This is a genomic window from Parendozoicomonas sp. Alg238-R29, assembly GCF_947331445.1.
In the GTDB taxonomy this organism is placed as follows: Bacteria; Pseudomonadota; Gammaproteobacteria; order Pseudomonadales; family Endozoicomonadaceae; genus Sansalvadorimonas.
In genome coordinates, this window is sequence record NZ_CAMZOG010000039.1 from 14,183 (window position 1) to 40,448 (window position 26,266).

General features: G+C 47.9%; 18 protein-coding genes and 1 tRNA gene. 12 read left to right on the plus strand and 7 right to left on the minus strand.

Annotation, left to right across the window (positions count from 1 at the left end; translation table 11 throughout):
- The first annotated feature begins 3 nt into the window (after positions 1 to 3).
- Positions 4 to 1,347, plus strand: a complete 1,344-nt coding sequence (locus QMA35_RS11325) for a sodium-dependent transporter (protein WP_281647263.1) — start codon at positions 4 to 6, stop codon at positions 1,345 to 1,347.
- A 263-nt stretch (positions 1,348 to 1,610) separates the two neighbouring features.
- Here the strand turns inward: QMA35_RS11325 and QMA35_RS11330 are convergent, their stop codons facing one another.
- The 3 genes from QMA35_RS11330 to metH all read right to left on the minus strand — a co-directional run bounded on the left by QMA35_RS11330 (position 1,611) and on the right by metH (position 8,932).
- Positions 1,611 to 3,707, minus strand: coding sequence for an ankyrin repeat domain-containing protein (locus tag QMA35_RS11330; protein WP_281647264.1), 2,097 nt, complete (start codon positions 3,705 to 3,707; stop codon positions 1,611 to 1,613).
- Between the two features lie 100 nt (positions 3,708 to 3,807).
- The gene (locus QMA35_RS11335; protein WP_281647265.1) at positions 3,808 to 5,166 is read right to left on the minus strand and encodes an MATE family efflux transporter; all 1,359 of its coding nucleotides are present in this window, start codon (positions 5,164 to 5,166) and stop codon (positions 3,808 to 3,810) included.
- Positions 5,167 to 5,245: 79 nt separating this feature from the next.
- On the minus strand, positions 5,246 to 8,932 hold the full coding sequence (metH, locus tag QMA35_RS11340) for a methionine synthase (RefSeq protein ID WP_281647266.1): 3,687 nt from the start codon (positions 8,930 to 8,932) through the stop codon (positions 5,246 to 5,248).
- Positions 8,933 to 9,347: 415 nt separating this feature from the next.
- On the opposite strand from metH, the gene nfuA reads away from it, so the two are divergent.
- Positions 9,348 to 9,947 carry a Fe-S biogenesis protein NfuA gene (gene nfuA, locus QMA35_RS11345; protein WP_281647267.1) on the plus strand — a complete coding sequence of 200 codons (600 nt, stop codon included), beginning with the start codon at positions 9,348 to 9,350 and terminating at the stop codon, positions 9,945 to 9,947.
- Between the two features lie 900 nt (positions 9,948 to 10,847).
- Entirely contained in the window at positions 10,848 to 11,891 is a 1,044-nt protein-coding gene (locus tag QMA35_RS11350) for a hypothetical protein (protein WP_281647268.1), read from the plus strand.
- 61 nt (positions 11,892 to 11,952) lie between these two features.
- On the opposite strand, the gene ppsA is transcribed toward QMA35_RS11350, so the two are convergent.
- Positions 11,953 to 14,322 carry a phosphoenolpyruvate synthase gene (ppsA, locus tag QMA35_RS11355; RefSeq protein ID WP_281647269.1) on the minus strand — a complete coding sequence of 790 codons (2,370 nt, stop codon included), beginning with the start codon at positions 14,320 to 14,322 and terminating at the stop codon, positions 11,953 to 11,955.
- A gap of 344 nt (positions 14,323 to 14,666) precedes the next feature.
- On the opposite strand from ppsA, the gene QMA35_RS11360 reads away from it, so the two are divergent.
- From QMA35_RS11360 to QMA35_RS11375, 4 genes are all read left to right on the plus strand, one after another.
- On the plus strand, positions 14,667 to 15,503 hold the full coding sequence (locus QMA35_RS11360) for a pyruvate, water dikinase regulatory protein (protein WP_281647270.1): 837 nt from the start codon (positions 14,667 to 14,669) through the stop codon (positions 15,501 to 15,503).
- Between the two features lie 65 nt (positions 15,504 to 15,568).
- Positions 15,569 to 15,642, plus strand: a tRNA-Cys gene (locus QMA35_RS11365).
- Between the two features lie 196 nt (positions 15,643 to 15,838).
- Entirely contained in the window at positions 15,839 to 17,158 is a 1,320-nt protein-coding gene (locus tag QMA35_RS11370) for a YjiH family protein (RefSeq protein WP_281647271.1), read from the plus strand.
- Positions 17,159 to 17,626: 468 nt separating this feature from the next.
- Positions 17,627 to 19,147: a hypothetical protein gene (locus QMA35_RS11375; protein WP_281647272.1), complete on the plus strand. Its 1,521-nt coding sequence runs from the start codon at positions 17,627 to 17,629 to the stop codon at positions 19,145 to 19,147.
- A gap of 68 nt (positions 19,148 to 19,215) precedes the next feature.
- On the opposite strand, the gene QMA35_RS11380 is transcribed toward QMA35_RS11375, so the two are convergent.
- Together QMA35_RS11380 and QMA35_RS11385 are read right to left on the minus strand one after the other, a co-directional pair.
- A complete protein-coding gene (locus QMA35_RS11380) occupies positions 19,216 to 19,347 on the minus strand; it encodes a hypothetical protein (protein WP_281647273.1) in 132 nt (43 codons plus the stop codon).
- Positions 19,348 to 19,359: 12 nt separating this feature from the next.
- Positions 19,360 to 19,539: a DNA gyrase C-terminal beta-propeller domain-containing protein gene (locus tag QMA35_RS11385; RefSeq protein WP_281647274.1), complete on the minus strand. Its 180-nt coding sequence runs from the start codon at positions 19,537 to 19,539 to the stop codon at positions 19,360 to 19,362.
- Positions 19,540 to 19,647: 108 nt separating this feature from the next.
- On the opposite strand from QMA35_RS11385, the gene QMA35_RS11390 reads away from it, so the two are divergent.
- From QMA35_RS11390 to QMA35_RS11410, 5 genes are all read left to right on the plus strand, one after another.
- Positions 19,648 to 20,583 carry a glycerophosphodiester phosphodiesterase family protein gene (locus QMA35_RS11390; RefSeq protein WP_281647275.1) on the plus strand — a complete coding sequence of 312 codons (936 nt, stop codon included), beginning with the start codon at positions 19,648 to 19,650 and terminating at the stop codon, positions 20,581 to 20,583.
- A 124-nt stretch (positions 20,584 to 20,707) separates the two neighbouring features.
- Complete coding sequence (locus QMA35_RS11395) at positions 20,708 to 22,843, plus strand: hypothetical protein (protein WP_281647276.1); 2,136 nt, start codon at positions 20,708 to 20,710, stop codon at positions 22,841 to 22,843.
- A gap of 69 nt (positions 22,844 to 22,912) precedes the next feature.
- Complete coding sequence (locus tag QMA35_RS11400) at positions 22,913 to 23,851, plus strand: LysR family transcriptional regulator (RefSeq protein WP_281647279.1); 939 nt, start codon at positions 22,913 to 22,915, stop codon at positions 23,849 to 23,851.
- A 197-nt stretch (positions 23,852 to 24,048) separates the two neighbouring features.
- Positions 24,049 to 24,186: a hypothetical protein gene (locus QMA35_RS11405; protein WP_281647277.1), complete on the plus strand. Its 138-nt coding sequence runs from the start codon at positions 24,049 to 24,051 to the stop codon at positions 24,184 to 24,186.
- Positions 24,187 to 24,237: 51 nt separating this feature from the next.
- On the plus strand, positions 24,238 to 25,446 hold the full coding sequence (locus QMA35_RS11410; protein ID WP_281647278.1) for a hypothetical protein: 1,209 nt from the start codon (positions 24,238 to 24,240) through the stop codon (positions 25,444 to 25,446).
- A gap of 109 nt (positions 25,447 to 25,555) precedes the next feature.
- Here QMA35_RS11410 and QMA35_RS11415 read toward each other — a convergent pair.
- Positions 25,556 to 26,266, minus strand: a 711-nt coding sequence (locus QMA35_RS11415; RefSeq protein ID WP_281645792.1) for a transposase, incomplete at its 5' end; no start/stop codon positions are given.

Here is a 26,266-nt window from a genome sequence, read left to right on the forward strand (position 1 = left end):
TTTATGTCTGCCGATCAGCGGATGGTGACACGTTTTGGCTTTATCTTTGCCGTAGCTGGGGCGGCTGTTGGTCTAGGTAACATATGGCGTTTCCCTTACATGGCCGGTGAAAATGGCGGCAGTGTTTTCTTGCTGTTTTATCTGTTGTTTGTATTTCTTCTTGGTGTGCCTGCTATGGCGGCAGAGATTTTGGTTGGGCAGGCTGGAAGGGCAACTCCAGCGACCAGTCTCAGGCAGCTTGCTGTCACTCATGGTGGTTCAAGGCACTGGTCTGCTGTAGCGATTATTGGAATGCTGGCAGCACTTATGGTTCTCTCTTTTTATTCGGTTGTTTCCGGTTGGGGTGGGTATTATCTGATTAAGTCCGTTCAAGGTGAGCTTTCCGGATTGAATACTCAGGGGCTTGGGCAATTCTTTGATAGTTTCTTAAGCGATCCGGTGTTGCTGATAATTTTCAACTCCTGTTTTCTGCTCATGACACTGAGTGTGAATGGCCGTCCGGTAGCTCACGGTCTGGAGCGATTGAATTATTTATTGATGCCACTTTTGTATGTGCTGCTGATTCTCCTTGTTGTATACGCTGCTGGGTTATCTGGCTTTGGTCAGGCGCTGGATTATCTTTTTTCTCCATCCTGGGATCACATTACACCTAAAGTTTTAGTGGAGGCCATGGGGCATGCTTTTTTTACATTGGCTGTGGGAGCCTGTTGTTTAATGGCTTATGGTGCTTACATGCCCAAAGGCCAGTCTATTCTGGGAGCTGTTTCAGTTGTTGTAATCTTGGATTTACTGGTATCGATGCTCACTGGCGTTGCCACTTTTTCGGTTGTTTTCAGTGATGGGCTTGATCCATCAAGCGGCCCTGGACTGATGTTCGTGACTCTGCCCAGGGCTTTGGATGCTATGCCAATGGGTGAATATGTTCTGCCGGTATTTTTTATCCTGTTTATTATTGCAACCTGGACATCCTCAATTAACTTGGCAGAACCGTTGGTGGCTTCTACTGCCCGTTTGTTCTCAACATCGCGGGCAAAGGCTTCATGGGTGGTTGGTGGTGTTGTGTGGAGTATGGGTATGATTCCCGCCTTGTCTTTCAATCTGTTGAAGGATGTATCACTGCGAGGGCAGGGCGTGTTTGACCTCTGGACAGGTTTGGCAACCAATATCTTGTTGCCAGCCACCGGGTTTATGGTGCTGGTTTTTGTTGGCTGGGTATTACCCCATGCGATGGTTATGGGGCAACTAGACATATCTGGCAAAGGAAGTACTCTCTACTGGATAAGCCTGTTCCGGTATATAGCACCAGGAATGGTCGTACTTGTAGGAGTCGCAGGCCTCTTCGGTTAACCCTTGTTACGTACTCCTGTAGAAACACAGTATAAAGTGCTGTCAGTGTACGTCAGTATCATTGTTCATCTGTATTAATTGAGTACTCGGGGTACACAAATGAATATTTCTCTTTAACAAGTTTCTGACTATGGAAACAGTTAAACTGACAATGATATTTGAGTGTGCATATTCTTGATTAGAAAAGAAATTTTCGTTCGGTTATCTGCAGGATTTTGATAGAGAATAAGGAGCACGTACAAGGATGTGCTCCTTATTAGGATTTAGGCGGTTTGATCCCAATTTAATCTGTGTGATACAGCATCTCGATAATGTTTTGCCCATTTGCATACTGTAGTGGAAGGGTGTGACCTCAGTGCTTTGACAAGAGATTGATAGGGGGAGTCTGGATCTTCCGGGCAAAGAAACGAGCCAAGCAGGCTTGTTTCCGGAACATTCGCAATATCGATAATATGTGGTATTGGAGAACCAGCCAGCAAATCAGCGGTCGTTGGTATAAAGCGCCTCATTCTGCCCGGAACCTGAAAAATACTTACTGCCAAAGCCACTGGAAAAGGCAGGGGCGTGTCCAGCTTACCACTGTTTAATTCTTGAGCCCCTTCGGTGCTTCCGTAGTAGGCAACCCTTTTCAGTAGCTCTGTAATCCTTTTAACTTGTTCACCCCGTTCCATGGCATGTGCCATAGAGCAGGTTTTGGTATAGGATTGTTTTGCCCGTGTGCTCAGGGTCCAGTAGGACATCAGGCTTTGTTTTCTGGAAGTGATATCTGCGGCCTCACTTCCAGTTTTGGTAAGGTCATTAATTATTTTGGCCAGTTTGGTTAAGCAATCTTCAATACCAAGCTCCTCCGAAGTCAATTCTTCATAACCACTGGGGATCATGGAAGGGTCTGAAAGTACCTCATAGATCTGTGCCATAAGTGACTCAGGGGAATTGGTGGCGTTAAGATGCTGTTGCATTAACCATTCCACTGCCTGCCTCTGACTTTGCGTTCTTATTGGGAAATAGATGAACTTATATAGAGCTGTCTGCAGAGGGGTGTGACCATTTTGGTTTCGTGCTGTAAGGTCTCCTCCAGCTGTGTAAATCAGTTTTATGGTATCCAGGTCGCCACTGATGGCTGCCATATGTGCAGAGGTGTTGCCATCTTTGTTGACCATCCTGGTTAATTCATCAGCGGATTTATCCAGAATCTTGAACTGTTGTGCGGTGGCGGCGGAGTGTGAGTTTTTATGTTGCTTTCTGGCGGCCGGGTAAAGCATACCCAGTACCATATTGGCTCTGCCAGTCAACGCAGCAACATGCAGAGGGGTATTTCCTTCAGGGGTTGTTATTGTTAAATCCCCTTTTCGTTGTAAAACGGGTAGCCATGCGTTGTTTAGCCAGCCCCTGTCGATATTGTCTGAACCTGTTTTGGCGGCGCGGGAATGATCTCCGGCCATAGAGTGAAGGAGAGTGCCCCCGCCATTGACGCCATCAGTCATGTTAATATCCGCACCGTGAGAACAGAGTAACTCCACCATTTCTTGTGTAGTGGCAACATGGAGGCAGGATTGACTGATTGTGCGTTCATCCATCAGATAGTGACTTTTGTCATTAATGTTGGCCCCGGCATGAATTAGCTGTGTGGCACAGGCCAGATTATTTGTTTTTGCAGCGCGCATCAGAGGGCTTTGTACTTTACCTGTTTCATCCCTGTTGTGATCGTAAGCCCATGCGTTGGCCAGACTCTTATCAAGAGTAAGTAGGTGCTGTAATACATTGGGCTGGTTGTGGGTGATAGCCCAATGCACGAGAAATTCCCGGTCCGATTGGTAACCATTGTATTTCCCTTTACCAATGAAACCTTGTATATCACGGCAGTTATGGGCTGTGATCAGGTCTCTGACAGCACGGCACTCAACTGCTCCCAAATCTTCTAGCCTCAGTCCAAACTTGGCGAAGTGTTGGAAACAGGAAAACTCCTGCCACCCTCTCGACTCTAAATAATCTTGCTGCAGAGTGGTAAGAGATTCCTGATCTTCAAAAATCTGTTCAGGATTGGTATTACTGGGCGCAGCTTTATCAGGCTTCTGGAAGCTGCAGTACAGTTCTCTTACCTCAGCAGGAGTAATACACAGGGACGAGATAGGTTGAGTTTTAGAGGGAGAGTTTTTTTTGGGAATGTTGCGACGGCCATCGAATCTTTTAACATAGGCCTTTTTACTCTCTCTTTGCTCTTTCTGCTGTCTCTCTAGGGTTGTTTTATTTTTGGTGTGATGTTTTGCATCTTTCCGGTGCGCGATAGATTCATCGTCTTTGCTGGTGTCGACAACAACGGGCTGTGTATAAAACGGTCTGTAGTCTCTATAGGTTTGCATTGATGAAAATCTCCCAATCTCGTCGAATCTGGATATACAAATGAGCGCCGGGCTTGGAGGAAGTTTCTGACAATAGCGGTAGGCAGCCTGACAAGGCTGTTTATGCCGGTCGTGTTGATTGGCACCAAGTGCACTGGTGCCAGGTGTAGAGGCAGCAAAGGGAGGCTAACAATCTGGGTATTATCTGAATGGCCCATACTGCTGATAATCCAAGATCAAGGTTGATAGCCAGAGCCGTGAGGGGAAGGTTGATAAGCCAGAGGGTGGAGAAACGAATTTTCATAACGGCCCGGTTACTCCCTGTGCCCAGTAGTGACTGGGTCAACACCAGGGAAGCCGAGTCGGCAATAATGCTGATAGCCAGTAATTGCAGAGGAATAACACCTGTTTCCACAAGGGAAAGGTTGCCTGCTAAAAAGATTTTAAGAATCTGCTCCGGAATCAAGAGCAAAGGAAGGCTTAGCAGCGCCATAACAGCAAGTGCTGCGAAAGAAACATCCATTCCCCAGCGCCATGCGCGATGAAGGTTCCCTGCACCAATGGCATGATTAATAAGGGTTGTTGATGCCATACCAATACCGAGCCCGGGCAGTATGAGCAACAGTGAGATATTCACCAGAACATGGCTAACGGCCATGGCATTCGACCCCATGCCAGCAATGAGCCAGAAGAAAACAGCCATTCCCAGGGCGAATAGCGTTTGCTGGGCGGAATCGGGCCAGGCTTGTTGATAAAACTGAATGGTTTTTTCTGGTCTGGATTTCGGTGAAGGCAGGTTGTGTTTTCGTGCGTATCTCAGGGCACCAATGGTATTGATCATTGCGCTGCAATACATGGCGAACAGCGTACCAATAGCAGCACCAGGTAATCCTAATACCGGTAAGCCCAGCTCTCCAAAAATAAGGATATAACTGAGACAGGCATTAACAATATGGGTAGCAACCAGAATTTTCAGATAAGACCAGGGGCTATGGCAGCCATTCCAGAACCCTCGAAAACACAGCATCAGCATGCCAGCAGGCAGGCTGAGAATGCGTATCTGAAAATAGCTTTCGGCTTGTATAGCTATTGCACTTTCGAGTCGAAAACTGCCAATAATCAGCGGAGCGCAGAAAAACAGCAGGGCAGTAAGGGGAATGCCTCCAAGCAAGGTAATGCGAACACCACTTTCCAGAGGTTCCAGAAGTCGAGACAATCGGCCTTGTCCGTGCAATCGGGCTACTCGTGACTGAACCGCCACAGATAAACCGCTGATCAGGGCAAAACAGACAAAGATTGCATAGTTGGCAGTACCGATAGCTGCCAGCGCATCACTGCCTAAATGGCCCACCATAGCAGTGTCAACAAGGTTCAACAGGCTCTGGGAAAGCATGCCGCCAATAATGGGGAAACTGAGTAGCAGAATTGTACTCAGGCGGTTGAGAGGAGTGTCTCCACCAGTGGGTTGTAAAGAGGTCACTCTGGAAGGGCGCACCTTAAATCAAGAACCTTAATGCCAATAGCTGATAGCTATTGGCATAGCTGTAAAGAATAAACGATTACTCTGGATTATAATCCAGAACCGGCATCAGCCAACGTTCTGCTTTTTCAACGCTCCAGCCTTTTCTCTCCGCATAACTCTCTACCTGATCCTTCTGGATTTTACCAACTGAGAAGTAACGGGATTCCGGGTGAGAGAAATACCATCCGCTGACTGCTGCGGTAGGCAGCATGGCGTAGTGCTCAGTCAGGGAAACACCAATTTCTTTCTCGGCATCAAGAAGGCGGAATAACTGCTCTTTTTCAGTGTGATCTGGACAGGCCGGGTAACCGGGAGCCGGGCGGATACCCTTGTAGCGCTCTTTGATCAGTTCGTCATTAGTCAGACTCTCTTGGGTATCATACCCCCATAGCTCAGTCCGGACTTTATGGTGCATATATTCCGCCAGAGCTTCCGCCAGGCGATCTGCCAAAGCTTTTACCATGATACTTTGATAATCATCGTGCGCATCTTCAAAGCTTTTGGCCAGTTCTTCTGCACCAAGACCGGCCGTCACAACAAAGCCGCCAATATAATCCTCAATACCTGAATCTGCTGGGGCGATGTAATCGGCAAGACAGAAGTTAGGTTTGCCATCAACCTTCTTGGTTTGTTGACGCAGATGATGAAGATTAACTTCGTTATCGCCATCCATCAGGCGAATATCATCCCGGTTGATCTGGGATGCTGGCCAGAAACCAATCACGGCTTTTGCGGTAATTTCATTCTTCTCGATAAACCGATCCAGCATAGCTTGGGCGTCATCAAGCAATTTTCTTGCCTCGACACCAACCACTTTATCGTCAAGAATCTTGGGGTATTTACCGTGCAAATCCCAGGATATAAAGAAGGGCGTCCAGTCAATAAAGTCCCGAAGATCACTGAGTTTGATCTCATGGAAAACTCTTTTACCGAGAAATGTTGGCTTAGGAGGCTGATAACTTTCCCAGTTGATGGGGGTAACCATCTGATCGAGTTCAGAAAACTTCACTCGTTGTGCATTGGGGCGGCGATTCTTGTGGCGTTCACGAACTTTGTGGTATTCGGCCTGAACCTCGGTAACAAAGGCAGGCTTCAGTTCTTCACTGATCAAAGTGGTGGCAGTGCTCACACTTCTTGAAGCATCGGTAACATAAACAACCTGATCATTTTGGTATTGCTGTTCGATTTTCACGGCAGTATGGGCTTTGGAGGTTGTCGCACCACCAATCATTAACGGGATATGGAAATCCTGTCGCTGCATTTCCTTGGCAACATGAACCATTTCATCCAATGAAGGGGTAATCAGGCCAGACAGACCAATAATATCAACCTTCTCCTCAATGGCTGTCTGCAGAATTTTCTCAGCAGGTACCATGACACCAAGGTCAATCACTTCATAGTTGTTGCACTGCAGCACTACGCCAACGATGTTTTTACCGATATCGTGAACATCGCCTTTCACGGTAGCCATCAGGATTTTGCCCTTGCTCTGAACCTTTCCTTCTTTTGCTGCTTCTATAAAGGGAACAAGGTGGGCAACAGCCTGTTTCATAACACGGGCGCTTTTTACAACCTGGGGCAGGAACATTTTACCGGCACCAAAAAGGTCGCCGACCACGTTCATGCCGTCCATCAATGGGCCTTCAATCACCTCAATGGGACGCTTGGCAGCAAGGCGTGCCTCTTCGGCATCTTCCACAATAAAGGTGGTAATACCTTTAACCAGCGCGTGTTCAATACGCTTGGCAACGGGAAGCTCTCGCCAGGCCTGATCTTCTTTCTGATCCTGCGCCTGACCATCCCCACGGTATTTTCCAGCAATTGCCAGCAGGTTTTCGGTGGCATCTGGAGTTCTGTTTAGAACTACATCTTCCACGGCATCCCGCAGCTCTGTTGGAATATCTTCATAAATTGCCAACTGGCCGGCATTCACAATACCCATAGACAGGCCAGCTTTAATGGCGTGGTACAGGAATACGGCATGAATCGCTTCCCGTACCGGGTTATTGCCACGGAAGGAGAAGGAAACGTTACTGACTCCGCCGGAAATCATGGCATGGGGCAGGTTTTTCTTAATCCATGCGCAGGCCTCAATAAAGTCAACCGCGTAGTTATTGTGCTCTTCAATGCCGGTAGCAATGGCGAAGATATTGGGGTCGAAAATAATATCCTGTGGCAGGAATCCGATTTCATTCACGAGGATGTCATATGAGCGCTTGCAGATTTCAATCTTGCGCTCGAAGGTATCGGCTTGTCCTGTCTCATCAAAGGCCATCACTACAACCGCTGCACCATAGCGATGACACAGGTGTGCTTGATGACGGAAAGATTCTTCACCTTCTTTCAAACTGATGGAGTTAACGATGCCTTTGCCCTGAATGCATTTCAGGCCTGCTTCTATCACGTCCCACTTTGACGAGTCGATCATGACTGGAACGCGGGAAATGTCCGGTTCAGAGGCAATCAGGTTAAGGAATCGGGGCATGGCGGACATAGCATCCAACATACCTTCATCCATATTGAGATCGATTACCTGCGCGCCATTTTCAACTTGTTCTCTGGCAACATCGAGAGCGGTATCGTAATCGTCTTCCTTGATCAGGCGTTTAAAGCGGGCGGACCCCGTGACATTGCAACGTTCGCCAACATTCACAAAGAGCGAATCTGCGGAAATAGTGAAGGGCTCAAGACCGCTTAACCGGCAGGCAGTCTCTGGTTCTGCAGGTTTACGTGGTGTTACGCCTGCAATGGCCTTCGCAATGGCGCGGATGTGGTCTGGAGAGGTTCCGCAGCAACCACCAATGATATTGACCAATCCGGATTTGGCGAATTCACTAACCACTTCAGCCATCTGTTCTGGAGTTTCGTCATATTCACCAAATTCGTTGGGAAGGCCTGCGTTAGGGTGGGCACTGACAAAACTGGTGGAAATGCGAGACAGCTCTTCAACATAAGGACGCAGCTCATCGGCGCCCAGTGCACAGTTCAAACCAAAGCTTAAAGGCTTGGCGTGGCTGAGAGAGTTATGAAATGCCTCAGTCGTTTGTCCGGACAAGGTTCGGCCAGAAGCATCGGTGATGGTTCCGGAGATCATTATGGGCAGTTCATAGCCCAGCTCTTCAAAAGCGCTCTGAACCCCATAAACTGCAGCTTTGGCATTCAGGGTGTCGAAAATGGTTTCTATCAGAATAAAGTCAACACCGCCTTCAACAAGGGCAAGAGTGGCTTCCTGGTAGTTATCAGCCAGCTCATCGAACGTTACATTACGGAAGCCGGGATCATTGACATCAGGAGAGATAGAAGCCGTTCGGCTGGTAGGGCCTACCACACCGGCTACATAGCGGGCAACACCAGTGGCTTTTGCAACTTCATTGGCGGCTTTGACTGCAAGGCGGGCTGCTTCCCGGTTAATTTCCGGTACCAGATCTTCCATGCCGTAATCGGCCATGGAGATACGGGTGGCGTTGAAGGTATTGGTTTCAACGATATCTGCGCCCGCCTCAAAGTAAGCCTTATGAATGTCGGTAATAATTTCTGGCTGGGTAAGAACCAGCAAATCGTTGTTACCTTTCAGGTCTGAAGGCCAGTCTTGAAAGCGTTCACCACGGTAATCCGCTTCTTCCAATTTGTAGGACTGAATCATGGTGCCCATGGCGCCATCAAGAATAAGGACTCTTTGTTTCAGTGCGGAAGTAATGTCTGTAAGGCGCTGCTCGCGATTCATTCGGGGGCGGGTCCTGCTCTGTTCTGCTTTCGTTATAGGTCCGCTTTATGTTCATTCAGGGTGCAAGTGAAAGCGGCCACTTCTATGTGCCGCAGTGTAACAGATTGCAGGTTGTGAAAGAAAAGAACCATAAACTCTGAGGTTATTACCTCCAGACATTTCTGTCTGTTTGGCTGAATCCAGGAGAGGTAATATACGCCCCAGCAGGGATGATTGGGAGAAAAGGGGCTCAGAGCAGGGGGAGCAAGGCAGTGATGTGTATCGGTGTTTTTACGAGGATTTGGTGGTTTTCTGAAATATGACTCTGCTTAATAATGTATGGGGTTGCCCCTATACCTGAGTGGAAGGGTTGGACTTTTCCCTGAGCCTATATAAGCGTAGAATCGGCAATGTAATTAACAGAGGAAGACCACTCTTGAGCACTCCGGAACCTGTAATCGATTTTACTGAAGGCGCCCAGAATTACCTGAAAGAACTGTTGGAAAAGCAGGGTGCTGAAGGTATTGGTGTACGAATGTTTGTCTCCAGCCCGGGTACTCCCCACGCAGAAACCTGTTTGGCCTACTGTAAGCCGGGGGAGGATAAAGAGGGTGATGTTTGTATGAATCTCACCTACTTCAACGCATTTATTGAGAGTGATAGCGTTCCCTATCTGGAAGATGCGACGGTTGACTATTCGGCAGACAAAATGGGCGGGCAGCTCACCATTAAAGCTCCCAATGCGAAAATGCCCAAGGTGAATGACGACAGTCCGCTGGATCAGAAGATTAATTATTACCTGCAGACTGAAATTAATCCTGGTTTGGCCTCTCACGGCGGGCAGGTGCAGCTAGTGGAAATTGATGAAGACGGCTATGCAATCCTGCAGTTTGGCGGTGGTTGTCAGGGATGTGCCAGTGTTGATCTGACCTTGAAAGATGGTGTGGAGCGTACGTTGGTTACCCGTATCCCCGAACTGAAAGGGGTAAGGGATGTAACAGATCATTCCAACCGCGAGAACGCTTACTACAAGTAATGCTGTGATGGAGTAGAAGAAACGGGCTTTTTGCCCGTTTTTTTATATCTAAAGTTTATAGTCCTGCCCCTCCAGATATCGCGTCACTTCTACATTTAAAGGCCTTAAAGGTTTGGTGCCTTTCGGCTTTCTCCCTTATTCGTCCGTTTGTCTACGGTCTCATTTTTTATCAAGCTGATTGAATGGATGGTCTAACTGCTTAAATTCAGTTTTTAATGCCTGCCGCTCTGTTGGGGAGTTTGCCTATCATCGTGAAGCCTGTTTCCGTGCAACCGTGCAACCGTGCAACCGTGCAACCGTGCAACCGTGCCACCGTGCAACCGTGCCACCGTGCCACCGTGCCACTGGTGCAGTCTTTGGAGTCTTTTCCAGAGCTGTGTCAATCTCCCAATGCTTGAGATAAAGGCAGTTTTTTGCATTGACTGGCCGCTCCGAGATGTGCCGTTTATGAGTCAGATACCCCAACTATCTTAGGCTCCGTAGGTTTGCGCCGCTGATCTGTTCTGGGCTCCAGCGCTCTTCCAGCAAGAGCTGAACCGGAATCCAATCAATGTCCGAAAACTGCACTTTCTTTTGCGAGTTCAAGCGTCGACTTCTGGCTCTCATGTTGGCTTTGGTAAAGTGATAAACCCTATTGTTGCGACAATGATTGCGTGTCACTTCTCGGCATATGGTGCTCCGGTGCCAGTCTAAGCCGCTTTACCTTACTCCGCACCTTACCTTACTCCGCGTCTTGCTGTGCTATAGACGGCTCTGGTTTTCATTGTGAATTCTATTTTAGTACCGGTAATTAATATTACCGGCACTAAAATGAATTTTTAAACGGATGAATGAAACCATTAATACTGGTATTATAAAACCAGTATTAATGGTCTCAAAGTGAACGGTTTTAACGGACTTATGCAAGATTCTCAGCGTCGTACCCTGATATTTAGCGTTCTGGACGACATGAAGAGCGAAGGGGAGAAGATTACGGCTCAAAAGCTGGCCGCTCAGGCAAAAATGGGGAAGCAAACCGTTCTCCCTTATTACCGGGAGTGGCAAGAGCTAGAAATCCTGGGAGAAGATGACAGTGTTGAACTGTCGGCGGATTTGATTCGGGTGCTCAAGAGGGAAATTGCTAAAGAGAAGTTTCGGCAAGGTGAGCAGGCGCGCGAGATGCAGGATCAGCTGGATGATGAGCGTGATCACTATGCGGCGCAGTCTGAAGTATGGCGCCAGCAACTTGATGAGGCCAAAGCATCCTTAGAGTTGGAGTCAAAAACACGGGCGGATCTGGAAGAAAAACTTGAAACCATCTCTCGGGAAAAACAAAGCACTGATCAGAGGTGTGCAAGCCTCACCGAGCGTCTTGAGCACCAAGCAGAGCAGCTGGCCAGCCTTGAGGAAAAGTTGGTCCAAGAAGCGGCACGCGCTGAGAAAAACCTGGCAGAGCAGGAGCGTCGCCTGGATGAGGCTCATACAAAAATTATTGATCACTGGATGAAAGTTATTGACGAGGAGCGCCGTGAGAAAGGGCGACTGAATAAGGCATTGGAGAAAAATGCTGCAGATCTTGGCAAAAGTGAGAAAGGGCGTACTCAGTGCGAATCATTACTAGCAGCAGAAAAGGCTGCACACGCAAACACTTTTGAAGAGGTTAAAGGGTTGCAGCAGAAAGAGATCGCCTCTCTTCAGGATCAGAAGACACTGCACAAGCTTCAGCTTGTACTTGGGGATGAACCCGAAAAAGCCGCAAGGGAACTCGTTAATGAGAGCGCGCTTTTAAAAGAAAAAGAGAAGGAGCTTGCAGCACTTGAGAAGGAAAATGCCGAGCTGGCCTCACAGGGCAGCAAGGTCGCAGAGACAGAGCGTGAAAATCGCAAATTGACCGAACAGGTTATAAGGTTGGAAGCCCGCCTTGAAGGTATTCAGATGGCTGGAGCTTTTCGGGTAGAGAAATAATCCCCGCAAAATAAAAAACGCCAGCATGAATGCTGGCGTTTGCAGTTATCAATATCACTCTTTAGCTGACTTCTTTCCCTGCCAGGTAGAGCCAGGTTTCCAGAACGCTATCAGGGTTCAGGGAGACTGTATCGATACCTTGCTCCATCAGCCACTTGGCCAAATCGGGGTGGTCGGACGGCCCCTGGCCACAGATGCCAATGTATTTACCCGCTTTACGGCATGCCTGAATTGCCATGGCCAATAGCGCTTTCACTGCATCGTTACGTTCATCGAATAGATGGGCAATGATGCCGGAATCACGATCAAGGCCGAGGGTTAGCTGGGTCATATCGTTTGAGCCGATGGAGAAGCCATCGAAATACTCAAGGAAAGACTCAGCCAGTAGAGCGTTAGCTGGCAATTCGCACATCATAATCACCCGCAGGCCATTTTCTCCCCTGCGTAAGCCGTTGGTTGCCAGCAGATCAGAAACCTGGCGCGCCTCGCCGACAGTTCGTACAAATGGCACCATGATCTCTACATTGGTCAGGCCCATTTCATCTCGCACCCTGCGCATGGCTCGGCATTCCAGCTCAAAGCAATCGCGGAAGCCTTCGGAGATATAGCGGGAAGCGCCGCGGAAGCCCAGCATTGGGTTTTCTTCCTCGGGTTCGTATAGGCTGCCCCCAATCAAGTTGGCATACTCATTGGATTTAAAGTCGGAGAGGCGAACAATAACCTTGGCTGGGTAGAAGGCGGCAGCGATAGTGGATACGCCCTCAACAAGCTTGTCGACATAGAAGTCAACAGGGCTCTTGTAGCCAGCTATGCGCTTGTCAACGCTGGCACGAATATCAACCGGCAGGCTATCGTAGTTAAACAGCGCCTTGGGGTGAACGCCAATCATGCGGTTGATAATGAACTCCAGACGAGCCAGCCCAACACCATTATTAGGAATAGCGGCAAAGTCGAAGGCGCGATCCGGATTGCCAACATTCATCATCAGCTTGAAGGGCAGTTCCGGCATAGAATCAACAGAGTTACTTTGAATATCGAAATTCAGAAGCCCTTCGTAGATTAATCCAGTATCGCCTTCGGCGCAGGATGCTGTAACCGGCATGCCATCTTTCAGCTTTTCGGTCGCATCACCACAACCAACAACGGCAGGAATGCCAAGTTCACGGGCAATGATCGCAGCATGACAGGTGCGGCCACCGCGATTAGTGACTATGGCTGCGGCACGCTTCATGATCGGCTCCCAGTCGGGGTCGGTCATATCGGTCACCAGTACATCGCCTGGCTCAACGCGACCCATCTCGGAAATATCGTGAATGATTTTCACGACACCACTGCCGATGCGCTGGCCAATGCTGCGACCTTCAACCAGAACGTTGCCTTTTTCCTTGAGAAGGTAGCGCTCCATAGTACCAGCTGCGCGGCTTTTTACTGTTTCCGGGCGAGCCTGAACGATATAAATCTTGCCGTCATCACCGTCCTTTGCCCACTCTATGTCCATCGGGCGCTGGTAGTGCTTTTCGATGATGAGTGCCTGACGGGCCAGATCTTCGACTTCGCTGTCAGTGATTGAGAACTGGTTACGCTCGGACTCATCAACGTTCAGGGTTTGTACGGAGCGGCCAGCTGAAGAGTCATTGGTGTAAATCATCTTTAGTGCTTTACTGCCAAGATTGCGGCGCAGCACTGCAGGGCGGCCAGCTTCCAGAGTTGGCTTGTGTACGTAAAATTCGTCAGGGTTGACCGCGCCCTGAACAACCATTTCACCAAGGCCGTAAGAAGAGGTAATAAAGACAGCATCACGGAAGCCGGATTCAGTATCCAGGGTGAACATGACCCCAGAAGATGCGGTTTCACTGCGTACCATTTTTTGAATGCCAGCAGACAGGGCAACATTGCGGTGGTCAAAGCCCTGATGAACCCGATAGGAGATAGCGCGATCATTAAACAGAGACGCGAAAACTTCTTTGATAGCTACCAGGATATTGTCGTAGCCGCGAATGTTCAGAAAGGTTTCCTGCTGGCCGGCAAAGGATGCGTCGGGAAGGTCTTCCGCTGTAGCTGAAGAGCGAACAGCGACAGACAGATTTTCATTGTCACCCTGCAGGGTTTCCCAGCTGGACTTGATCGCAACTTCCAACTCTGGCTGAAAGGGCTCATCAACAACCCACTTACGGATTTTTGCCCCTGCTTCGGCCAGGGCGCTCACATCATCAACATCCAGAGTATCAAGCAAATCATGAATGCGTTCATCCAGACCGCTTTTTTCCAGAAAGTCGCGATAAGCCTGGGATGTTGTGGCAAAACCACCGGGAACAGAGACTCCAGCGCCGGCAAGATTGCTGATCATCTCGCCAAGGGATGCGTTTTTACCCCCAACAAACTCGACATCATCGGCACCAAGCTTTTCAAGTCCGATTACATAGGCTTCCAAAAGACACCCCCTTAAGAAAACAACCCCTGAACGATATTTTCCAAGTAGAAATTGTTTTTTCCCGCTTTTGGGGCAAAGAACAATTCTGCTTATATAAACCTTCCCGGAAGGAGTATTTCGCAACCCTGAATCCGGGCTGCTTACAATACCGGTTTCGGACGAACCCGAACAGGGGTGAACAAGTATAAACCGTACAAACAGCCATTAGCATGCACGCAGCCTGCGCAAAGGTGTCTTTGTCAGGTGCTGACAGGGAGCGTACTATACGTGCAGCCATAGCGGGAAAAAATACCCGCCATGTGAGTTTACGTGTATATGCCTAGATGGGGCTTTGATTTTCCAACATGATCGAACAAAAAACTCCAACGAGTGTTTTTTTTATCTCTGATGGCACCGGTATTACTGCCGAATCATTTGGTCAGAGTTTGCTGGCTCAGTTTGAACATATTGAGTTTGAAAAAATCACGCTGCCCTACATCGACACAGTTGAAAAGGCCCACCGGGTTGTTGATGAGATTACCCGAGCCAGTAAGAAAGGTGGTCCACAGCCGCTTTTGTTCAGCACTATTATTGATGAAGCTATTGCGGCGGTTATCCGGGATGCACCCGCTTACCACGCGGACATCTTTGATACTTATATGCCAACCCTTGAGAGGCAGCTTAACTCCCACGCGGTTCACAAGGTCGGAAAAAAGCGTTCGATTCATGGAACCAGTGGCAAATACAATCAGCGCATCGAAGCTGTGCACTTTGCCATTGATAATGATGATGGCGCCAAAACCCGGTTTTACGATCAGGCTGATATTATCGTGATAGGTGTGTCCCGTTGCGGAAAAACGCCCACCTGCCTTTATATGGGGCTTCAATTTGGCATTCAGGCTGCGAACTATCCAATTACCGAGGATGATTTGGATATGATGCGACTTCCCAAGCCCCTGCGCCCCTTTAAAAATAAACTGTTTGGCTTAACCATTAGCCCTGAGCGTTTGGCTGCAATCCGCCATGAACGCCGTCCCAACAGTCGTTATTCGTCCCCCAGGCAGTGTGCTCTGGAGCTTCATGAAGTGGAGCAGATGTTTCAACAGAACAATATTCCTTACCTTGATACCACGCATTATTCCGTTGAAGAGATATCAACCCGAATTATTGCTCAGACGGGTATAGAACGACGTGTGAAATAGCCATATATAATTATTGTAAGCTATTGATTTTCAATGACTCTATCTATATTATTCATCTCGTCTCTGGCGAGTTAGCAAAGCGGTTATGCAGTGGACTGCAACTCCATTTAGACCGGTTCGACTCCGGTACTCGCCTCCAAATTGAAAAGCCAGCACTTCGTGCTGGTTTTTTTGTGTCTGTAGAAAACAGAACATCTCCTAATAATCCACTCGATAGAAGGAATTGCCAGTCTAAACTCTTTAGCTAGACTGAACTGGCATAACTAACTACTCAAAATGGATATCCTTTGTCGAATACGCCAGCGTCCACTTCCCTGGATCAGTACAGGAAGTTTATGAGGTTTCTTGTGCCGTCGGCACTGGGTGTTTGCCTTTTCCTTATTCCTTTCAGTAGTGAAAGGGGGCCTACGGTTCTTATTGGCATTATTGGTTATTCCATTCTGGATATTATCAGCCAGTGGCTTCCTTTTCTGGTTGTTGCTGTTATTACAGTTTCCGCTGCTGGCTCTTTGATTTCCCGTTTTCTGGAGCCCGGCTTTATCCATAACAGCAAGCTACTTCGCTCTCTTTTTGATACCTCGCTTTTCTGGATACTTGTTCGTGTTGTCTCAGCTGTTCTGGGAATTATGACATTGGGGGAAGTAGGGCCCGAGTGGCTTTGGGGAATGGAAACGGGCGGCTTGGTATTGTTTAAATTGTTAAGTGTGCTCTTTATATTTTTTCTTCTGGCGGGTCTGTTTCTTCCTTTTCTGTTGGACTATGGGTTGGTGGAGCTTATTGGTGCTTTTCTCCATAAGGTTCTTAAACCGGTTTACCGGATTCCTGGAAGTAGCGGAGTGGATATCATCGCCTCCCTGTTGGGAGACGGAACGGTTGGCACGCTGATTACTGCCAGGCAGTATGAAAATGGTTATTACACTGCCCGCGAAGCCGCGGTCATTGCGTCAACCTTTTCTATTGTTTCTATTTCGTTTTGCGTTGTGGTGGTGAACTTTGTTGGCCTGTCCCACATGTTTCCCTACTTCTATTTCACGGTTATCTGTACATGCCTGATTATTGCCCTGATTCTCCCCAGAATATGGCCTCTCACCTCAATTCCAGACAGTTATCATCCCCAGTCGCAGCGTTCCATGGATGTCGATAAGTATGAATCGTTCCCTGGCTTATCTGGTGCTGTATGGCTTGCTGTTGAAAAAGCCCGGGTTGGACCCGATTTGCAAACCTTGCTTAAGAAAGGGCTAAACAACGCACTGGATATCTGGTTTGTGTTTATGCCCATAATCATGGTCATAGCGACTTTAGGAATGATTATTGGGCAGGAAACCAGCGCTTTCGACTGGTTGGGAGCGCCTATTGTGCCGGTACTGAACTGGCTGGGTATTCCTGAAGCCCACAAGGCAGCCCCAGCTGTGTTCCTTGGTTTTGCAGATATGTTTCTACCGGTAGCGGTTTGTGCCCAGATTGACAGTGAAATGACACGATTTGTTATTACTGCACTTTCAATTGCTCAGCTTATTTATATGTCAGAAGTCGGCGTATTGATTATGCGCTCATCCATACCACTGAACTTCTTCCAGCTGCTGTGTCTGTTCCTTATCAGAACAGTGCTGGCTTTGCCTATTATCGTTCTTTTTGCCCGTTATTATTTTCTCTGAAGCTCGGCCAGGCAGAACATCGCGGACCATCACCACTGTACTGGCCTGCCCGGAATTACCAAGAAGATTCAGCGGTTCCATGGCAAACCGGGACGTTGCCCTACCAGACATAAAGATAACCCGGTGGTTTTCGGGAATATTCAGCAGATCACGCAGATCCTGTTCAGTATCTCATTTCGTGCCTGCACCAAAACTTCGGTGGGAAGTGTCGCTGGCCCTGCGCTGAAGTTATGCGCTCTGTAATTATCTGGCCCATAAAACCTGATTATGCCAATCCTGCTGACTATTGAGGCTACTATCAGCGAAAATAACCGGATATGAAAAAAAGCACGAGATAATTCCTCCTCCCTGCAAAAGCATCGCTAACCATCAGGTTATAGCCTCAAACACTTCCTCCAAAAAAGAGAACTTTCCTTTTTAATTGAGTCCAATAGCCCATGACATACATGAAACATAACGAGCAAAATTATGAGAGCGGTAAGAAAGAGACATTATGATTACGGCAACAAGGAGGAGGTTTCAGGCTCGCTCCCCAAAAACAAAAGATTCAAATATAAACTTGTAGAACCTGCGCCCCTCTCACCATCCCTATCCCTGAATATTTCAATTGATATGACAAAGCTTCAAGCGTTACCAACAAGACAGGTAGTACCGGTTATTCCCTCACTATCCCTGAAGGTTGTAATTGATATGACAAAGCTTCCAGCGTTACTAACAAGACAGGTAGCACCGGTTATTCCCTTAACCTCCGATTCAGATAGCTCTGACGAATCAGAGAGCCAAAGTTCAAATAGCTCTGACGAATCAGAGAGGAGTGACATGGATGGAAGCTTTAGCCTGAGCACACAAAACTCTCCCTCTCCCTGGAAAATTGGTATTAACACAAAGGATCCACTATTTACTGACAAAAAAGGTTTTATTGAGTATTGCAAGACACAACTCGACGAGAGTGATCAAGAAGAGTACACCAAGTGCATTGAAGAGATAGGATGCAGTGAAAACAGCGCACTCACAAAAATAAGAGACAGATGCCAGATGGGGGAACCAGACGCACAAAAAGCGTATGCAGTTTACATCTTTGCCACGCATAGCGAATCACCTTTCACTAACGCAGGTCGCTTTGTTGGTAAAGCAACAGAGAATGCGAGCTACATTCCTGCTGACACCGTAAAAGGTTGGTTCTTTAAAGGTACCGTTGAAGAGACCTATGCCCTGAGCACAATTTTTAACTCACATGTGACTGCGCTTAAAAAGATGGCCAATCAAAATGATGATCAAGGGAGAAATGCGACCTACTGGCTGATCAAAGCCCTAACGGATCACAGAAAAAAAGCAGCAGATGTTGCCCACGAGCTCAATCGACACCCTGCTGTAGACTGTCCGTTTGGATCGAAATGGAGCAGCGTACACATAAAAGTCATATTAGGTTGCACGGTTGATGATCTGATAAAAGACCTCAAACATGCCAGCCATCAGAATGCAGAGCCGTCAAGAGCCTTGTTTTTAATGGCTAATAATGGCGATGATTATGCACTGAGCGAATTTATCAAGTATTACCGTGACACCAAAAAAATTTCATACTCACGTATCGCACAAAAGCTTAATAACCATGTGAAAATCCCTACCTATGGAGAAAATAAAAGGTGGCGTGCCCACATGGTTGAACAATACTTATTGAGTCAACCCATTACCCTTGATGTGTCTCCTGACTATGAAAGGGACACTCGCACACCGAAAAACCAAACTCGCACCAGCTCTTCTAGTAAGTGCAGGCAAGAAAGAGTATTACAGCCCACCACAGCGACACACGGAAAATCCCGGAAGAAAAAACTGAGCCAAAAACCAATCACCCCATACAACGACACAAGCAGTGACTACAGCAGCACCGATAGCGATCATAGCAGTAGTGGTAGCAGTAGTGGTAGTGGTAGCAGTAGCAGTAGTGGCAGCAGCAGCGGTAGTAGCAGCAGCGGTAGTAGCAGTGAATAAGCAGAATAAAGAGGCAACCATTTTTATTCTGCACAACCAAGGCAGGGCTGATAACTGCTTTTGATACGTCAGGTTGGCCAAGTATCCCAGGACGGTTCCCACTCTGAATTCAGGTGTAGAAGTGTGATTACCAAGGGGATCTGCTTCTCTTCATAAACAACCTCATCCTCAGGCTCCTGCACTCGCTCCAGAGTCACCATCAGCCATCCGGATCAAGCGACACCCTTGGTAGCACGACTCTTGGTTGGATATTCAGCCAGCTCCGCCCGCTTGCCGTAACCATTTTTGGTAGCGGTCAGAACAGGATCATCCGTATGCGGAACAATCAGGCAGACAATTTTCTGAGCATTTTCAAGACGAATACCACGAAAACCTGTTGATACTCGCCCCATGGAACCCACAGGTCTTCAGGAAAGCGCACAACCTTACCGGCATTTCTTAAACCTGGAACTCGGGTATGATGAGTTTTCGCTCACAATAATTAGAACAGTGTGAAAACCATGAACGGATTCTTTAAGGATAAAACCCGCCCACTCGTTTTGGGGCACAGGGGGGTACCTTTTGCTCACCAGGAAAACACCATGGCTGGCTTTCACATGGCTGTTGAGCTGGGCTGTGATGGCGTTGAGCTAGATGTATTTGCAACACGGGATGATAAAATCGTGGTGTTTCACGATGAGGATCCGGAGCGCCTGACTGGGGTAAGCGGCTCTATCACTGATATGACCTGGGATGAAGTTTCCCAATTAAGAATCAAGCGCAGAATTGCCCAGAATGAAACTGGAGACGTTTTTCGCACTTACCCTAGTGAAGAGCGGATACCTTTACTTGAGGAGGTTCTGGAAGAGTTCTCAGGTAAGTTGCTGATTAATATTGAAATGAAAGCCTACAGCCCTATGTGGAGCCGCCGAAGAACCGGCAGGCTTGTGGCTGACGTGATTGAGAAAGCGGGAAGTTCAGATAGCGTTATTTCCACGTCTTTTGATTTTTTTATGTTGCGAGATTTGGAAAAGCGCATGCCGTCACTTCATAGCGGTTTTGCCTATGATGATGCAATTGTTGATAGTTTGAAGAAGTGGACTTCAAGGCTGCCTGAGTTTGATAGCGAGATGGCGGAAGCCGCTGGCAATCAAAATCATCTTTCTTTTCTGAATATGCTGCTGGAGTTGAATACTATTGGCCGATTTGTTGGCTCGTCCGTTGTTGGTGCAGAGCATAATCTAATTGATTTTGATACCGTTCGGAAGTTTCATGAGCGGGAGATGTTGATTGGCGCCTATACTCTGTACCCCCTTGATACTCGCACGGTTTCTGGGTCTTCCCTTGACCAGGATGAAGAAGTTAGAAGGTTGGCTGATTGTGGTGTTGACTGGATTGAGACGGATGACCCTGAACGGCTGTTGACCTTGCTCGTTAATTTCCAGAACGCTAATTAACCGACAAGCGCTGTAACACTTCCTAACGTATTAAAGACGGAACTTTAGCCCTTTCTTTTTACTCATAGGTGGCACTATCACTCCTGCAATCCTGCAATCCTGCAATCCTGGTGAGGTGCTGCCTGTGACTCCTTTTGCGATCGTTCGCCCCTGGTTTTGCTGTGTGCTTTCGCTGGCATGCCTGGGTATTGGCCACGCCCGGGCTGATATTATGTGGAAGGACTGTATAGTCCCCGAAAATATGTATGTCACCAAAAATGACAGTAAGGCTAATTTCTCCAAAATGATGGGAAGCTTTGAGGAGCTGGATCGGCAGGCAGAAGAGATGAATATGGATTTGAACTACTACGGGAGGGATTCCTGGGAGGTAGCTAAACAGCGATTTCTTTTCAATCATCCAGCCCCCAGAGTCTCATTTTTGGCCATTATGGTTGATCCACACAGCAAGAATATCTCCCTGATGATTACCAGCGAACACCAGAAAGAGGATTATGACTGGGTCACTGATAATCAGGTTTTTGTCGATGGGAAAAACAATCAGTATGCTGACTTCCGCTGTAGTGGGTCTGTTATACAACTTAGCTGGAACGGGCGAGACTATGATGGCATAGACGCTAATCAGAACAGTTTTCTCAACGAATTCTTTGACTCCGCTGAAGGGAAACTAACAGCAAAGCTGGAAAGCTATATTAATGGTGAAACAGGTCAGGAGTTTTATCTCCTCAGAGTTGCTCAGATGGAGAATTCTTATCCCTATTCAGGGCTTTATGGAAGATTTTCCAAATATAATCAGTCATATGGGCTGGGAGTTTCACCTTATATCCACAATCTTCGGCATAAATACAAACCGGAAGACCCTGGCTGTGACTTTGGCTCTCCCGGTTGCTTAATGCCCATGCTAAAGCCTGGTTATGACCCAATCGACAGAACCAGAACCAATCATGATGCTGCCAAACTGGATTACGACGAGTATGAAACCTCATCTCAAAACAACCTGAAAGATCACCTGCCTGTCGCCATTCATACGGTCAGAGCCCATTTGAGTAAAATCAGAACAGAGTTGAGGGCACTGTCTTTGAGGTTTTCCCGGAATTCCTTTCAGGGAAAAGGTGTTCACGAGCGAATAAACGAATTAGACCGGGCTCAACGCATTGTTGATGATGCAGATATGTCTATGGCCAGCGGCCTGCGGGAAAAAGGTAGCGATAGAGATGTGCACTTTAAAGCGGCTGGCGATCAATTAATGGAGCTGGAGGCATTAATCGGCAGCAATGAAGATATTGCTGGCAATACGTCCAGTAGCATTGGTGATGTGATTGGGGAAACATACGATGCCAAAGTCAAAATTGCCATCATTAAAAGAATGGTGGCCACTCTGGATGCAGCCCGAATCAATGCTGTTCTGAAGCGCCAGCCAGTCAATGCCACAGAAATCAAGAATTCAAAAATTGATTCTCGGATTATTAATGTCCGTCAGTTAAATACCTTGATGGGGTATGAAAATGAGAACGAAGAGAGTGATCAACGAGATGAGGATGACAATTCTGGGGATCTTCCATTAGAAGATGACTTGCAATTGGAATATGCCCAGCAAGGAGATGACGAACAGGGCTGCCTTATGACCGGCAAGCAGATTGCCCACTTTATTCCCAAACGGGTAGATAACCGTTTTGGTTTCATTACTGGTATAGAAGTACGTGTTTCGGATACCTCATCCAAACCGATGGTTTTTCTGAAGTCTTCGCGCACTCCGTGGACCTGGTTCTGGCAGCAGTCTGGCAGGGATTACATGATTCCTGAGGTAGATGTCTGGTGCCGTGGAGCACTATTTGGAGTGGATCATGTCAGCAGGGGAATGGATACAGGGGTTTTAAGAATAACTGTTCGTGGTGTTTACGATAATGTTCGCAAGGAAATTTATGTGGGCAGTATGTGGAGTACCTGGAATGAAGCCTGGCCAATGGCCTATCTGCAAAGCGCCCTGAGCTTTCTTACCCCAATTGGTACTGCGGCTGGCAGTGGGCTTGTCGCTGCGAGTGTAGGCAGCCCGTTGCTGGGCGTTACCCTTGCTGCCGCCAATATCGTTCTGGCTGGCTTGTCGCCTTATGCGCCTCCCGAAGTTAAGTTTGTGCAAGGACAGGCTGTTGAGCACTTTTTATCAAAATATATGTTTATGGGAGACCGCTACTACAACGGATCCATGAATATGACTTACTACAGTACGTTTGGAACCCTGGAGTCAAACGGAAATATTCGCTGACAACTGGATTTTGATAAAGGGTATGGGATAATTTCTCAGGTTTATGGCAAATACCTGAGAATAACAATGGTGAATGTGTCACGGGTTGACCTGAATTTACTGGTGTACCTTGATGCGCTGCTGCGGGAGCGAAATGTGACCCGGGCAGCGGATCAGCTGGGCATAACCCAGCCCGCCATGAGTAACGGTTTGCGGCGTCTGCGTAATTTGTTTGATGATCCCTTGTTGGTCCGTACCAGCGATGGTATGACGCCAACAGCAAGAGCTCTTGAACTGCAGCCTTTGATTCGTCATGTACTGACTGATGTGGAGCAAGCCATCCGGCCTCAGACATCTTTTGTACCTCTTTCCAGTAAAAGGGTGTTTCGGATTATGGTCAGTGATTATGCCGAATCCACCCTCATCCCTCTATTGCTCAGGCAACTGCGCAAAGATGCCCCTAACATCACCTTGGATATGCTGACCCCCAGTGATGTGGATTTTCACGATGTGGAGCAAGGGCGGGTTGATATGGCCATCAACCGTTTTGATGATATGCCCCAATCGTTTCATCAAAGCACGGTCTGGGAAGATGGTTTCTCCTGCCTGATGAGCAAAAAAAACCTGATTCGCCGTAAATTTACACTGGAGAACTATCTGCAGGCACGGCATATCTGGGTCAGTAAAACCGGTATGGGGGTCGGTGTTGGGGTCAACCCGGAGGATGTGCAGAGATTAGGGTGGGTGGACGATGCCCTGAATCGCCTGGGAAAAAAACGACAGATTGCTATTTTTACCCGGCACTATCATGTAGCTATGCAGCTTTCCAGGCAGAATGACCTGATTGCTACGCTGCCAACCCGCGCTGCCAAGCTTATGGCTGATGATCCAGAGCTGGTGATTTTACCGCCTCCCTTTCTTATCCCATCCATTGAGCTGAAAATGGCCTGGAGTCCACTATTGCAGCAGGATGCAGGGCATCGCTGGCTGCGGCGGCTCATTGTTGAGCTGGCCAGCATCCAGAGCTAAGTCCTGAAAATGCCCGGGCCGAAACCATGTAGCAAAACAATATTCCGGGCATCCCGGGCATCACTGCGCTGCCCCATTCTTGCTTACTCCGGCTTTCAATACGTTACATTCACTCACAAGACAGACAACCCCGCTATCAAGACATCGACCCTATGTAGTAAAGCGCCGTTTCATGTGGTCTATAAAAGCAACTTTCCATGCTTTCACTACTTCTGGAACAGGCGTTAAAAATGAATACTCATGCACACTCTGGCTTAACAACCCTGAAAGCTTATGCTTCCGAAACCACTAATACCTCCGTAGAGCCAAAGGCCCCTGATAATGTCAGCCGCTAGCGGCTGGTAAGTAAAATACAGGGGTGGGTCGGTCTAACGGACAATGTTCTATTGACCAATCAGGACATCAGTACGCTATCTGATTGTGAACTCTGCATGCTTCGTCCACTGGGCGATCGTGATGTAAATATGGTAGAGAGTGAAGAGTGTGATCTCGGTGCTCTTTTTCTTTCCAGAAGTAACGCTCCTGTACTATGCCAGTCTCTACAGCTGAATCGGGAAAAAACTCTCACGGTGTTAGGTGGCTCAGATGATTTGAAGACGAAGCAGATACGCCTACTATTTAAGACAAATTTTATCCCCGCAACATCGTCTTATGCAGGGCTCGCAGGCGCCGTTAAAGATGCTAAAAGCAAGGGCTTCGGCATCTCCGATCTCACTTTCAAACTATTTTTGAAAAAAATTCTGTCTATTGATTTCAGCAAACACTTAGAAAACTGTCCGGAACCTCCTCCCAGGAGTGAATGTGTCTCAGATCCAAGTGAGTCAAGAGAAAAGAGGCCACTATCTCCGTCGGGTGCTGATGATCTACACCGCAGCATGAAAAAGATGAAAATAACGCCTTCTCTTACTGAAAGAGATCAGAGTCAGTCATATGAATCAGAATCTATCCTGGTGTTTGCTGAGGTGAGCAAGCCTGGTTGGAAGCAGAAACTGACCCTTGAGCACCTCCCTGTTTTTGAAAAACTTATCTCCCAGATGGGAAATAGCATGTTTGTGCTGGGTATATTTCTGGTTGGTATGGAAGCGACTGAAGAAATAATAAACAATGCCGGATCTTTTGCGGACAATTACACCCTGAACAAAAACATATTCCAACAATGGTTAGAAAAAGGCAATGAGGTTTCGATCGAACGGCTTGCACGCTGCTTAGTGCATATAGAGCGCAATCATTTATGCAGTCAGATCTTTTCAGATTATCCAGAGCAACAGCATGAGCATTTTGAAGCACTCCGACTTCCTCCGTTAGACAAGCAACTTTCTTTAGAGGATATGCCGGCCCTCATGCAAGAAGGGGGGGTGGCTCTCACAGTGGCTTCCAGGTGGGAGGATCTGGGAGCGGAGTTGGGAATGAGCCCAACAGTCCATAAATTAGAGACTTCAAACGTCACAGCCACGTATGCGATCGGGAGACTTCTGGCTGAGTATATTACCAGCAGAAAGGCTACACTTTCAGGCTTGTTATCTACATTAAGGGCTACGGAACAATTCACCGCCGCAGATGCATTGGAAAGGCAATCACGCCTCGACAACCTATAAGTCGAGGCTTCCCCATACGCTAGCAGCCTGTCGGACTGGCCCGTCCATTTGAGTCCTTTTTGATCATATCGGCCTACAGAGCTCATATCTGCCTTCAGAGGTCACTTACTCAAACAGAACGCCAGCGTAACCTCATGAGACAGTGGCTGACTACAAGCCAATAAAGCACCAGAGCCAGCCATTTTTTATCATCGACTTGCTTCAGGTTGAACATTCGGCGCAGGTTGAATGTCAGGCAGACCAGATCCCACTCTTTCGAGACCACTTCCAGTCCCCGCACCAGGAATCGCCGATATCCCATTGCCTCCTTCTGTATTCCGAAGGTGGGCTCTATCGTGCATTTTCGTCGGCTGTAGATGGCTCGCCCTTCTTGTGTCTGCAAGCGCCAGCGCATCCACTCCAAAGCGCTGGCGTCATCATCCGGGACTGGCGGGTCCGGCTGGAAACGCTGCAAGGGGGGCGGGTTGTGCTCATCCCGTTTTATAGCAATGTAGGGTGTCAGTTCTTCTTTATCCACAGCGCAGACATTAGCCTCGCTGAAGTAGCCCGTGTCGGCCAGTAACCCCTCAGCTTTTCCAAGCACGGGGGCCAGTATGCGTAACTGTCTGAGTGTTGGCTCAACTTCTTTTTTGTCATTCGGTGCCTGAGTCACATGACGTGTCACGATCAGACCACTCCCGATGTCTACAGACGCCTGGGCATTGTAGGCTTGTTCGAATGCACCACCGGCAGTGGGCATAATACGAGATTCGTCGTCTGTCAGGTTGACCTGGTCTTTGTCCCCTGCACCTGGTTCCGGTGGCTTTGGCGCTTTGCCGGG

What these genes read in the sequence shown, in the direction of transcription:
- QMA35_RS11325 (WP_281647263.1), top strand. Translation starts at nt 4, where the DNA reads ATGTCTGCCGATCAGCGGATGGTGACACGTTTTGGCTTTATCTTTGCC.
- QMA35_RS11330 (WP_281647264.1), bottom strand. Translation starts at nt 3,707, where the DNA reads ATGCAAACCTATAGAGACTACAGACCGTTTTATACACAGCCCGTTGTT.
- metH (WP_281647266.1), bottom strand. Translation starts at nt 8,932, where the DNA reads ATGAATCGCGAGCAGCGCCTTACAGACATTACTTCCGCACTGAAACAA.
- QMA35_RS11350 (WP_281647268.1), top strand. Translation starts at nt 10,848, where the DNA reads ATGCAAGATTCTCAGCGTCGTACCCTGATATTTAGCGTTCTGGACGAC.
- QMA35_RS11360 (WP_281647270.1), top strand. Translation starts at nt 14,667, where the DNA reads ATGATCGAACAAAAAACTCCAACGAGTGTTTTTTTTATCTCTGATGGC.
- QMA35_RS11370 (WP_281647271.1), top strand. Translation starts at nt 15,839, where the DNA reads ATGAGGTTTCTTGTGCCGTCGGCACTGGGTGTTTGCCTTTTCCTTATT.
- QMA35_RS11375 (WP_281647272.1), top strand. Translation starts at nt 17,627, where the DNA reads ATGAGAGCGGTAAGAAAGAGACATTATGATTACGGCAACAAGGAGGAG.
- QMA35_RS11380 (WP_281647273.1), bottom strand. Translation starts at nt 19,347, where the DNA reads ATGGTGACTCTGGAGCGAGTGCAGGAGCCTGAGGATGAGGTTGTTTAT.
- QMA35_RS11385 (WP_281647274.1), bottom strand. Translation starts at nt 19,539, where the DNA reads ATGGGGCGAGTATCAACAGGTTTTCGTGGTATTCGTCTTGAAAATGCT.
- QMA35_RS11390 (WP_281647275.1), top strand. Translation starts at nt 19,648, where the DNA reads ATGAACGGATTCTTTAAGGATAAAACCCGCCCACTCGTTTTGGGGCAC.
- QMA35_RS11405 (WP_281647277.1), top strand. Translation starts at nt 24,049, where the DNA reads ATGCTTTCACTACTTCTGGAACAGGCGTTAAAAATGAATACTCATGCA.